6 protein-coding genes are annotated in these 12,865 nt (G+C 47.9%); 4 read left to right on the top strand and 2 right to left on the bottom strand.

All coding sequences use genetic code 11. From position 1 onward, the window contains the following. Positions 1–185: 185 nt before the first annotated feature. Positions 186–1,649 (bottom strand): potassium/proton antiporter, encoded by a 1,464-nt coding sequence (locus tag BN3277_RS06280; protein WP_059041425.1) that lies wholly within the window; start codon positions 1,647–1,649, stop codon positions 186–188. Between the two features lie 610 nt (positions 1,650–2,259). Between BN3277_RS06280 and BN3277_RS06285 the strand changes: the two genes are divergently transcribed. From BN3277_RS06285 to BN3277_RS06300, 4 genes are all read left to right on the top strand, one after another. After that, positions 2,260–5,286 (top strand): RHS repeat domain-containing protein, encoded by a 3,027-nt coding sequence (locus BN3277_RS06285; protein ID WP_232436347.1) that lies wholly within the window; start codon positions 2,260–2,262, stop codon positions 5,284–5,286. Positions 5,287–5,330: 44 nt separating this feature from the next. Further along, entirely contained in the window at positions 5,331–10,580 is a 5,250-nt protein-coding gene (locus tag BN3277_RS06290; RefSeq protein ID WP_232436348.1) for a polymorphic toxin-type HINT domain-containing protein, read from the top strand. Then, complete coding sequence (locus tag BN3277_RS06295; protein WP_198342950.1) at positions 10,570–11,094, top strand: hypothetical protein; 525 nt, start codon at positions 10,570–10,572, stop codon at positions 11,092–11,094. Before BN3277_RS06290 ends, BN3277_RS06295 begins: the two co-directional genes overlap by 11 nt. A 558-nt stretch (positions 11,095–11,652) precedes the next feature. Next, on the top strand, positions 11,653–12,501 hold the full coding sequence (locus BN3277_RS06300; protein WP_059041428.1) for a hypothetical protein: 849 nt from the start codon (positions 11,653–11,655) through the stop codon (positions 12,499–12,501). A gap of 2 nt (positions 12,502–12,503) precedes the next feature. Here the strand turns inward: BN3277_RS06300 and BN3277_RS06305 are convergent, their stop codons facing one another. Continuing rightward, on the bottom strand, positions 12,504–12,710 hold the full coding sequence (locus BN3277_RS06305; RefSeq protein WP_059041429.1) for a helix-turn-helix domain-containing protein: 207 nt from the start codon (positions 12,708–12,710) through the stop codon (positions 12,504–12,506). Between the last annotated feature and the right edge of the window lie 155 nt (positions 12,711–12,865).

The raw sequence follows: 12,865 nt of genomic DNA on the forward strand, positions 1-12,865 counted from the left end.
ATACACAGAAAAACATCAACGCTCTTATCTCTCCTCAAATTTCCCGCCTCACAATTCGTGCGTAACTTGATACTCCACCCATTTATCCATCTACGCCCTCCCAAATATTAACAACCAAATCTAGTATAAGACATAGAAAAATGGATACCAAGTCATTTCTTCACAGATGTTCTGTTCCCTCTCTCTCAACTATTCTCCTGCAATAGCACCTGCTCGTGAAACAGCGCTTTGATTTCCTCGGTTTGTCCTTTTCGCGCCAGAACGTACAAGGTATCACCGGCTTGCAGGCGGGTGTGGCCCCTTGGGGTGATCATTTTCTGGTCGCGGATAATGGCGTTGACTAACGAATCCTGCGGCATTTTCAGCTGCCTGAGCTCTTGTCCGTCTGCGGCGGAATTTTCGCTGACTTGGATTTCTACAATTTCGTGATTGGTTTTGCCCATAGATACCAGCTCTAGTGCATGTGGAACTATGGTTTTCTTGCCTTCGGACAGGCCTAGAAGATTTGCTAAAGGCGAGATCGTCGCCCCTTGAATTAAAGCGGAGGTCAACACAACGAAGAAGACAACATTGAAAAAGAGGTGGCCATCTTCAATGCCGGCGATAAGTGGGTAGGTGGCCAGCACGATCGGCACTGCACCGCGCAGTCCGGCCCAAGAGATCAGGAGCTTCTCTTTCACGTTAAATTTCATGAACATCGTACTGAGGAAGACACCAATCGGCCGGGCGACAAACATCAATAAGATGGATAACGCCATGCCTTGCCAGATGATATGAATGAGATCAGCGGGGAAGACCAGAAGTCCAAGCAGAATAAACATGAGGATTTGCATCATCCAGGCAAAGCCTTCGTTAAACCGGAAGATGGAGTGGCGGTAGGTGAGGTCGGCGTTACCAACCCACATCGCCATGACATAGACGGCAAGAAGTCCGCTCCCTTTGAGCAGGGATGTGGAACTGTAGGTAAAGATCGCAAAAGCCATCGCTAACACGGGATACAGCCCGGAGGAATCGAGGTTGATTTTGTTGATGCACCAAACCGCGATTTTTCCTAAGAGCAAGCCCATCGCCAACCCCAAGCCCATCTGCCAGAAAAAACTCAAAATCATCGTGAACATACTAGCGTTCGGGGATTGGATCAGCTGGATGACTGAGACGGTTAAAAAGACAGCCATCGGGTCATTCGACCCGGATTCAACTTCAAGGGTGGAGGTGAGCTTCTGCTTGATGTTTTTCTCGCCGAGCACTGCAAATACAGCCGCGGCGTCCGTTGAACCGACGATCGAACCAAACAGCATACCTTCCAGCCAAGTGACGTCCAGGATGTATTTTGCGCAAGCCCCAATGACCAGCGTGGTCAGCACAACCCCGAGGGTCGCCAGCGACAAGGAAGGAGCCAATACGCCACGGACGTTCTGCCATTTGGTTTGCAGCCCGCCTTCAAACAAGATGACAATCAGTGCCATGATGCCAAAGAGCTGGGTGATCACGGCGTTGTCATAGTAAATAAACTTACTTAGGATCATGCCGACAGCAATAAAGAATACGAGGGAAGGCAAGCCGAGCCGCGAGGAAAACTTGGTGGTAAACACTCCGATGAACAACAGCAGGGAGAAGAGAAGAATCGTATTGTCAATGGTAAAGGGCAAACGATCACCTTCCTTTATCTGCTTGATAACTATATTTTACCTTTCGACTATGGAGCTCGACAATTCATTTATATGCCTTGTACGGATTTTTTCGACCTTATGTGTTGATTTAATCCATAGATAGATCCATGATAAGTCATCTTCTATACAAAACTGTCCGTTATTCGACCGCCTTCTGTCCTTTGCATGTCCGCTTATAGACCGATAGAGCTGGATGATAAAGAATAAAATGTTAGTGTCGGTCACATAACATTAACTTTGTAGGGCTGCGATAGATTTATCGTGGTTCTTTTTTTATTGCAATTAAGGGCACTGCAATGAGAAGAGCAAGGTTCGGAAGGGAGGTGATGAAGTTGAGCTAAGAACATGTAGGTACAATATTCCTATTTATCAACTAAATAGGAGATCCGATAAGAGATATGAATCAAAAATCCTTAATATGGAAGGAGAGGGAAATTGTATGAGGAGGAGCAAAGCAATATTAACTTGTCTTGTCGCCCTGTTGTTTTTAGGAAGTTTGGGGCCGGTATCGTTAAGGGCAGAAGGAGAATCCAGCTGGAATTCCCTTGGGGTGGTAAAGCCACCTGTTGAACACGATTCTAGCCCATCCGTGACGAAGGATGTATATACCGTAACGAATAGCGTTTATCTACTCGCTGCTGAGAAGACGGAATTAGTCATCTATCCGGGGGAGAGCGTCCGATTTACAAACGATACATCCAACTTAATCTCGATTACAACGGATGCCAAATCCAGCAATGATATTCGCTATGATTATGTTTCTTACAACAGTGAAGGCAAGGTAACTTATGATGATCTCGCCCATACTGGCAGTGCAAGCGTGCTATCCAAAGGGGGTACCACGGTCATTACTGTGGATTATCCTTATCCTCTGACGGTCAGTTTTAATTCGGAACTTTCATATGCTTACTCCCCGGTTCCTGCCCTGTTAAAAAAGACGTTACGCCGAGGAGAGAGCTACTTCATTTCCAATCAAGCTTATGCAGGTCGATCTATTATGAGTGACGCGACTTCAACAAACGGGAAACGTTACGATTACGCGGTTTATAAAGAAGATGGGTCCCTAGAGAAGTCAAGTTTTGACACATATACCAAGCCTTCCTTCAGCGTGGGTGATTCGATTATTTTAACCGGAGCCTCAGAAGAACCAGTAACGGTAGGTGTCCCTTACGAAGGCTTCATTGGGTATGAAACGGATGAACCAGCCTATGACAGTGTGCTGCTGTATCCGGGAGAGAGCTATAAGTTTACAAACGTAGGTACGAAATCGGATCGAATTGAACATTCTGGAACCACCAAGGACAAATTTGACTATGTAGTTTATGACGCGAATGGTACGGAAACCTCACGGGGAACGAATACCTCGACCATGCCTTTGGTAGCCGTGGGAAGGTATATGACGCTAACTCTTCTTACCGATAATCCGGTCCGGGTTGGGGGTCCGTACAGATCCTTTATGGGCGGTAATCGCCAGGATGACGCTATTAGCCGAGTAACATTATCTCCAGGTGTTTCTTACAAATTTACCAATAATGGCACACTTCGTAATCCTGTGAATAACAATGCCAGAGAGGTGGATGGCCTGTACGATTATACCGTTTATGAGGCGGATGGCAGCTACTACTCCCAGGGCTTTGACTCGATCAGCACACCGCAGCTGCCGGCCGGCGGGTTTGCGATCATTACCGTGCAAGGGTCGGTCCCAGTGACTTTTGATTATACGGATGATTTTTCTGCGGAGGTCAGTACAGAGCCATCCCATTTCCGGGTGACCCTCTCGCAAGGAGAGAGCTACGAATTTACGAATATCTCTTCGAAGCTTCGTACCTTGCGATCCGATGCGACCTCCAGCAACCGATTTGATTGGGTAGAGTATTATCCGGACGGGACGCAGCAAGCCAAGCGGGCAAATACGTACACCGACCCTCAAGTATCCAGCGGGAACTCGATTGTCGTCACGGCCGTTTCGGCTCCGGTAACCTTCGGCGCGAACTATCGCCTGTTCTCGTGGAAGGACAAGCCCGGGGTGGCGATCTCCAAGCAGATCGTTCAGTTAGGGGAGTCTTATACGTTCAGCAACTCAGGCACCAAATCGATTATTATCAATAGCGATGCGCGGGATGTGGGGGGCAAATATGATGTCGCCGTTTACCGCGCGGACGGCAGCGTCTATCACGTATCGTTTGAAGAGACGGAGAACGTGACGATTCCAGCCGGAGGGTACGCGAGAATTACAGGCCAATCGGCAAGTCCGGTGACTATCTCTTACACGGATACGATTACGGTGGACTTATCGGCGAATCCTGCATTACTTCGGGCCACGGTTGCTCCAGGCAGCGCGTATACCTACAAAAATATTAGCGGTGAAGCAGAATCTCTGTACAGCAACGCTACCCTGAATACGAATGAATTTGCCTATGTCATCCGGCGTCCGGACGGGACCGTGCATAGTGAAGGCGCAAGCCGGTACACGTCTGTGCAAGTTTCAGCAGGCTACACCATTACGGTAACTCCGCTGGCGGCTCCGATTACGTTCGGGGCGGTATATACCTCGTTCACAGGCACGGCGGGCGAGGATCCGACGGTTAAACGGGTGACTTTGTACCAAAACGAAAGCTATCTATTCACCAACTTGCAGGCTTCCCCTCAGACCTTGACCAGCGATGCGAAGGCTAGTCTGGGTACGGGGTACGACTACGCAATTTATCGGGCGGACGGTACGCCGGATACGGCGAAATTTGATCAGGACGGTAATCTCTCCGTACCCGCGAACAGCCAGGTTGTGGTGACGGTAACAACGGATCGTGCTGTAACCTTCACCTGTGGACAAGCTTTTCAAGCAAGCCCAAGCGCAGAACCGGCATTGCTGAAACGCGTACTGGAACCGGAACAACGGATCGGTTTTGAAAACATCGGCAACTTTGAGGCGAAGCTGACGACCAACGCCAACACATCGGCTAACCGCTACTTTGACTTCACGATTCTGGATGCGAACGGAAGTATCATCCGGCAAGGGAATCAAACTGCGGTCTCGTACGCTGTTCCTGCCGGAGGGATGATCCAAGTGAAGACGACTTCGGCCAATGCGGTTCTTTTCACGGCTCCTTACCGCAGCTTCAAATTTGTAGAGGGTCAGGATTACGTGTTTGAGGACTTGCTGCATCGTCAGGTTTTATACGTGTATAAACAAGCCGGACAGAATGGCTATTACCGGTTTACGGCCCCGGAAACAGGACGTTACCGTTTTGCTACCAAAGAGCTGCAGAATTTTGCGATTCAACCGATCCTTTCGCTGTACGATCAGCCAGCCTTGGTTATGGCGCTTGCCTCAAGCAGCGAGGTGGAGCAGGAGTTCGGACTCGATTACACCGTTCTGGAGTTTGATCTGCAGGGCGGCAAGACGTACTACTTGAAACTTGAGGAGAAGAACGCTCTACCCCTTGAACTGCAATTGATGGCTTCGGTCATGACGGTGGTTCCGGAAGCGAAAATGAATTATCGGCCGGATGGGCGGCTTACGGAGATTATGTTCCCAACCGGAGACAAGTTGATTTACAACTACGACTCGAATGGGAATCTGAAGAGTCGAACGAAGAAAGTGTTTCCGTTCCAGTAAAGTGTCGCAGTTGAACCAATACGAAACTCACGGGGTGATCAAGGATGTTTAAGAAAGTCATAGGCCTGGTCCTATGTTTATCGCTGATTAGCACAAGCTTGTTGGAGACCGTGTCTTTTGGCGCGGCTGCGGATCGTGGGGGAACGGAGAATACCACTGCCGGTTCCCCGGCTCCCGCGGAGTTCCTGACCGTATCCGGGATCATGCGTCAATTTGACGTTCATGAAGACTGGATGGACGAGCAGTTGTCCAAAGGATATACACTTTATCAGATTTATAAGGCATTACTTGGCGGGAAGGACGGTTATGAATCGGCTATTTCTCAGTTCAAGCCAGCATGGGGGGTCGAACAAGCGAAGGGTTCGTCCCCGGCGTCCGGGCGGACGAAAGAACCATTGGCGCAAATGGATAGCCTGCCCACCGTTTCCGCCGTTGCAACCGATTACGATCAATCGGCTATCGAACAACTGTCGCTGCTGGATGAATCTTCGATGTATGAAATGGGTTATGCCGAGGATTCGGTTGACGCTGCTACTGGCGACGTGAAGCTTCGTGTTACGGATTTAACTCTGCCCGGGGCGCTTCCTTTTGGGCTAACGCGTATATATGACAGTGCGCGGGCCAGCGAGGAAATCGGCGTTGCTTTGGAAAACGGAGCTTATGTGAACCGGACGGCCGTCCGCCGGGAAGAGCGGGATTCTGCGCTAGGCCGAGGCTGGAGATGGGCGCTTCCCTTCATCGAAGAACGGGAAGGTGCGCGGATTTTGGATTTTCCGGGGATTGGGCGTTATTTGTTATCGGATGATCTTAAGCTGCAAGGGTATCCCTGGAAGGACCTGTTGCTGACCGCGGACGCAACCAAGACGGTTGGAGGTCTTGCCAGCGCCACGAAGGTTTCGGTGTTGAACGGGAACCAGTATTACTTCAGCACTTCAGGTCATCTCATGCTAATTGCCGACAATTATGGGAACCAGGTTGAATTCAACTATACTTCTCAAGATAACGCAACGGTCCTGTCCCGAATCAAGAATAGTGACGGCAATGAATTGGCCTTCGCTTATGCAGCAGGTCAGGTTACCGTAACCCAAACAGGTACGGACCGGAAAATGGAGTTCTACACGGCAGTGGATAACGGCCAATCTGTATTAAAAGAGGTTAAAGACGCGTTGGGCCGAAGTACCAAGTATTTTTATACCTATCCGGAATCTCGTTATAATTTCTTGGCGGCTTTAAAGGATCAAGAGGGGCAGCAGCCGGTTAAGCATTCAGCCCTTTTGATGCGTGTGATCTATCCTGCTTCGGGAACGGCGGAGTTTGATTACGCACCCGCCCGCAAGCAAATCGGCGAATATGCGACGGACTTTGTGTTTAAAGTGAAGGAACGCAAAAATGTCTACTCGACGCCGCTTGGGGATGTTGTTCTCCATCCTGCGGAGTTTAGCTATTCCGGGGAAGACTTGAACAGCTTTGGTCAGGCCGCAGTCTGGACCATAACCATTCAAGAAGCTCGTACTACAGATACGTTGAAGGTTCGGAAGGCTTTTCAAGGCAACGGTCAGCCGGATCGGTTGTATCTTGATGAGCAGAGAAGCGAAGAAGCCACCACGGGATTTAAGCGGCAATTTCGTTATGATGAGGTGACGGGCTGGAATGTGCCTGTGCAGGTTACAGAGGGCTATTCGCAAGGAGGCAGCGAATCGCAGCCTCTGACGGCAACCTACCGGTACAATGAGCAAGGGCAGCTGTTGTCGGAAAAGTGGAGTACGGGACAAGAAACGATTTACGAGTATGCCGGTTCCTCCGCGCCTTACTTCTGGTCTTTGCCGAATGAGGTTCAGACCCAAATCAGTGCAGGACAAAAGCGAATTGTACGTTACCAATACAATGACCGGGGAAGCGTGTCACAATTTGCGATCAGAGAAAATAACGCTGCCGGCAAGCTGCTGGCGCAAACCGACTGGGAGTATGATGCTTACGGCAATCCTTCCGTAAAGAAGGTCAAGGATGATAAGCGGACGAATGCGGTTTATTTTGCATATGCGTCTCCTTACGGGAAGCACTTGCTCACCCAACAATCGATGGTCATCCATGCGGTTGACGGAACCTCCACCGAATCGAAGCAGAACTTTACCTATACGGCGGCGGGAGATCTCCTTACGGCGGAAGATGAAGCGGGTGCGGTCACGACATACACCTACGATGCACTAGGACGGGTGATCAAGGCGCTGTACAGCGATCAGACCCAGACAACGGTTCAATATGACGATGACCATAATATTGTCACAACGACCGGGCCGGAAGGCATCGTCACTTTGGAGAAATACGACCCGTTTGGCTTCTTGGTTAAAGAAGTGGTGGATGACGCCATCTTCGAATACACCTATGATGAAGCGGGGAATTTGGACCAGCAAATCGATGCCGAACAAAACATCACGAAATTCACTTATGACGGGTTCAGCCGACCAACCAAGACGCTTTACGCTGACGGTTCGCAGGATGTAACCAACTATGATATGGTGAATCGCATGGTAACTTACACGGACCCGGCCGGAGTGAAGCAGCGGCAGCAGCTGGACTTGCTCGGGAACACGCTAGCCGTGGAAGAATGGAAGAACGGTGTCTTTACTCCACTGCAACAGGCCACCTATGATCTGGAGGGGAATGCGGTATCCGTGACGGATGGCAAGGGGCAGCAAACCCTCCATCAGTATGATGCTTTGGGACGGGTGGTGGCCATAACCGATCCGGAGCAGCGCATGACGAAATATTCGTATAGCTTGGCCGGCAACTTGATCAAGATCGAATACCCGGACAACACATACGTGGAAAAAGAGTACAACGAAGCGGGCAGCTTGATTCGCCAAATGAACGAAGAGCATTTGGTGGAGGCTTATTTTTACGATTCGAGAGGGAATCTAATCAAATCGCTGGACCATTCGAGCCGGTTTACGGAGTATCAATATAACAGCGATAACTTGCTTACGAAGATTCAAGCTCCGGATCAGACGATTCAATACACCTATGACGCAATGGGTCGCCGTACGGGAATGACGGATGCCACGGGGAGCACGACTTACAACTACGACCCGACAGACGGATCCTTGACGTTCATTCGTTATCCGGATGGCACGCGTATCGACTATACCTACAATAAGCAAATACGTACAGGCTACACGCTGACGGACGCCACGGGGAAAGCGGCTGGCGCAAGCTACACGTTAGATAAAATGAACCGGGTCAGCACATTGGGTGTAGTGCGAAATGCAGCGGGGACTCGAATGTCCGCGTTGGCGGCTGCCCCAACGGCTTTGTCGGAAATCGACCGGATTGCATTTGATTACAAGGCCAACGGATTGCTGGAGCAAGGAGCGTCAGTTAACGGACCAAGTACATCCTACAGCTATGAAGGTTATGATTTGACGGAGATGACGGTAGACGCTGGAGCTGCGGCCACTGCGAAGAAAGCGGCTGTCAACGCAAAAGAAAATGCCGCGACCGTAACTGAAGCGGCATATGGCTTGGCCAAGATGAGCGTAGCTACCGGGCATACGTTTAAGTATGATTATGACCTTAACAAGAACATCATCAGCCGTACGCAAAACGGTGCTGTCGATACGTTTACGTACGATCCGCTGAACCGAATTCAGACCGAAAGCGGACTAACAAGCAAAAAGTACGCTTACGATGAACGCGGCAATCAGTTGACCGTGGAAGGCCGGGAACTCCGGGGCTTGACGAATGCGAATTTTACCTTCGACAGCCTGAATCGCTTAACGAAGGTGAAGACGGAAGACGGCAAAGAAGTGAGCTATACCTATAACGGGGATGGCTTACTCTATGAGCGTGTGGAAGGGACCAACCGAACCCGGTATTATTATGATGAGGACGCGAAGCTGATCGCCGAGGCCAACGTCAATGGCAGCACGCCAAGCGTAACGTATACTTATATCTACGACCTGAGCGGCCGTCTATGGTCTCGCGTGGACCAGGCCACGGGTGAGGTGCAGTATTACCAACTCAATGGCCACGGCGACGTCGTTGGCTTGACCGACAGCCAGGGCAACCAACTCAACACCTACACCTACGACATCTGGGGCAACCCGGAAACTGAAGAAGAGACGGTTCCGAACGTCTTCCGTTATTCGGGCGAATACTGGGATAGTGTGACGGATCTGCAGTACCTGCGCGCCCGCTGGTATGATCCGAACGCGGGCAGATTCGTCTCCAAGGACCCGTACCAAGGCAGCATCGCTAACCCGCTAAGTTTGAACCGGTATTCGTATGTGGCGAATAATCCGTTGATTTATGTGGATCCGAGCGGGCAATATATCATGCCTATGGGGCCAACTCCTTCGTTAACTTGTGCTGTAGACATGGAAAATTGTAAGACGAATCTTGATGCGCAGATCAAGGGAGGACAACAGGCCTTTGATATGGTTTATCTGGATGATGCCAAAACCTTAATGAGCAAAGATGCAAGTGGTCTCGAAAAAGCTGGGACGCTTATTCAGGTTATTCCGGTCTTCAAGGCATATAAAGTTGTCAAAAAGACAGAAAAGGCAATAGACTCAGGTAAGGAAGTTATTAAATACACTAAAAAAGCAAAGAAAGCATGTAACTGCTTTACAAGTGGAACTAAGGTTCTCACAGACGAAGGGGAGAAACCTATCGAGGAAATTGAGGTAGGGGATAAAGTCCTAGCCAAAGACGATGAGACTGGCGAGATGGCTTACAAGGAAGTCGAATGGCTCTTCCAACGTGATGTTGAGGAAACGTATAATATTACTGTTGGTGACGAAGTCATAACGACTACTGATGAGCATCCGTTTTGGATTGTCGGCAAAGGTTGGGTAGAATCCAAAAACCTTGTGTTAGGCGATGTTCTGACAACTTCGGATGGCAAAGAGTTAGCCATTGAAAAGATTGAGGTTAAAAAGGAACATAAGACCGTCTACAACTTTAAGGTGAAGGATTTCCATACGTACTTTGTTTCTAACCTCGGTATTTGGACGCATAATAGTTGTGGTTTAGAATTCAAGAAGTATTCACCTGACCAAATTGAGAAAAACTTTGGACTTAAGAAGGGTTCTTTCCATCCAAGTGGAAGTAAAGGGATTAAATTCGACATATTAAAGGACTTAAAAAACGACCCTGTATATGGAAAAGAACTACAGAAGTTAGGTAAAAATCCTGATATTCATCTAGCAAGTGACGGGACAATAAGAGTTGTTTCGACAGTTAATAAAGGAAAATCTTTTGATACGACTTGGAAAATAGGGGATTATGCTGATTGAGAGAGGAGAAAGTATGCCATACGATTTTAATGTTTTGGTTGTTAACCAAAGGGAAAAAACTATACTGCCATTTTCATCGTCAATATCTGTTTTGAATGAAATTGATGACGAAGATGGAAAAAGGTACCATACCATTTATCCATTCATGACACAAACCTCCGGGATTTGGTATTCTCTTATTAAAGAAGATGATGGGGTGGTATATGCCTCTTTTTGTGACTCTGATTTTGAACACGTCCAAGAAGATACTGCACTTCCGTATTGGATGAAAGATGAAGATGTTAAATATCATTTAACGCCACTTATAATCAAAAAAGGTTATGAAGAGGATGTAGTAAAAATAATCTCATATTTAATTGAACAGTCTCCAATAAAAACTGTAATGCTGTTAGCGAGGTATCAGAGCGAAGACAGAGAAATAATATGTGGTGTTATATCGCCGGAAGAATTTTGGACTCTTTTAGGACAGGGAAAAGTTTTGTTCAATACCTGCTATATCATCCGTAAAGAATAATACGATTGTAAATAAGACCTTGGGGGCTAAAATCCTCAAGGTCTTTCTTTTACACCACCCAGTGCCGAATGAATCGGTCGGCAAAGCCCGAAAGAACTTAACCCCCATCACCCCCGTATGATATTCCCCTAATATGCCTGTACGCACAGAAATGCTTGAATTTTATTACCTAAATAGCGCTATTCCGTTTCATATATCAGGTTCATTATGGTCAGATACCACCATGATTGACCTGTTTTTTGTTATCTTCGCTTTCTTGCGGTTTTTCTAATTTGAGCCGCAACTGTACTATATCTTGTCTCGATAGGGAGGGTGAAAAGGTCAGAAGTCGCATCTTCTAGGAAGGATAACACGACTATTTATATTGGAGGCGGCAAACGTGAAGTATTTTGATTCTGTTTGCAACTGAACTGACCTTTACTGCGATTGTTACATCGTAAGAAAGAAATCTGCTGACGAGCAGTTGACATATACAGGTAAGGCAACGTGAAGGCTAGCCACCTTGCCCTCTAATTATAGACGGAAATTCGTTAAAAAATTTCCGATGGGGGGCTGAACATGGAAGGTGTGAATGTATCAATCGACCGCATTGTAGTGGACTTTACGAATGTGTACTGGACATTCTTCAATCCACTTCGTCAGAGGCTATGTGAATACTACAATGCCGTATATTACTTGAAAGACAAAGGGTTCAAGTATCGTGTAAGAGTAAGGGAGGGCAAGCACTGGGCATATCTTTCGTATCAACTCTTTTATGCCCGCCCTTCAAAGAAACATACACTTCGGCTTGAATGCCCGCCCGAATCATTAGTTCATTTCCAGTCTTGGATTTCAACGATTGGAGATAACGCCACGGACATTCTACATGTTCGTTCCGAAGTGGCATTTGGCATCCCCTTGCCTTTATCCGAATTGTTCGTTCTTTCGTTAACTGGGCGGAGCATGAAGAAAAGAAAGGGAACGTTTTACTCCAACAAGGGACATCAGCGGCAAGTAGCCGGATATTGTCGAGTATATGACAAGAAGTTGGAACTGTTGCAAAGGCGTGGGGTGCGAATCGAAGGCGAATTAACGAGGTTTGAAATCGTGTATAAGCCGGATGAAAAAATCCCAATTAGCGTATTGGTTCAGTATCCGCCGCTATTCAATAGGCTTTACCTTTGTGCTCAAGCCACTTCGCTTGGACTACTGAAACCGAAACTGCAACAAAGGGTGCATGGATTGATGCGCGGCGAACTGGAACAGCAGGATGTTACGGCTTATTACCGTAGGGAAATCGTGGAGCAAATGCGGCAACGCCCGACATTGGACTTCGACCGACTTGCGGAAGAACAGTGGGAGGAAGCAATTACTGTACCTTGTGCCATACTGGGCGACTTGATTAGCAAAGTACCAGTTGCCCTTTAGCCTTACTTGTCCTCCAAGATAATTAGTTCATGTAGTGGTATGTCGAGCGTTTTGCAAATAACCTCGAAGGTACTTAGATGTACTCTATCCACTTCACTTGAACATAAATGGCTGATGGTATTTGGTCTTAATCCGGTTAGTCTAGCTAACTCTCGTTGAGACATATTCCTTTCAGCCAAGATTTCCTTGAGTTTAACGATTACAGGCATTAGTCAACCTTCTCTCTATCCAGTCATTCCTCTCCATTATACGTTCTGTTCTACGGTAATAAAAGTGATTGAATGTATCGTCTAGTCGATATATAATTAAGTTGTATCTACTAAGCGTTACAGAGATCAAAGTTATCGTAACGGAGGGGAGGAAA

Origin of the sequence: Paenibacillus rubinfantis (assembly GCF_001486505.1) — a bacterium.
Taxonomy (GTDB): domain Bacteria; phylum Bacillota; class Bacilli; order Paenibacillales; family Paenibacillaceae; genus Fontibacillus; species Fontibacillus rubinfantis.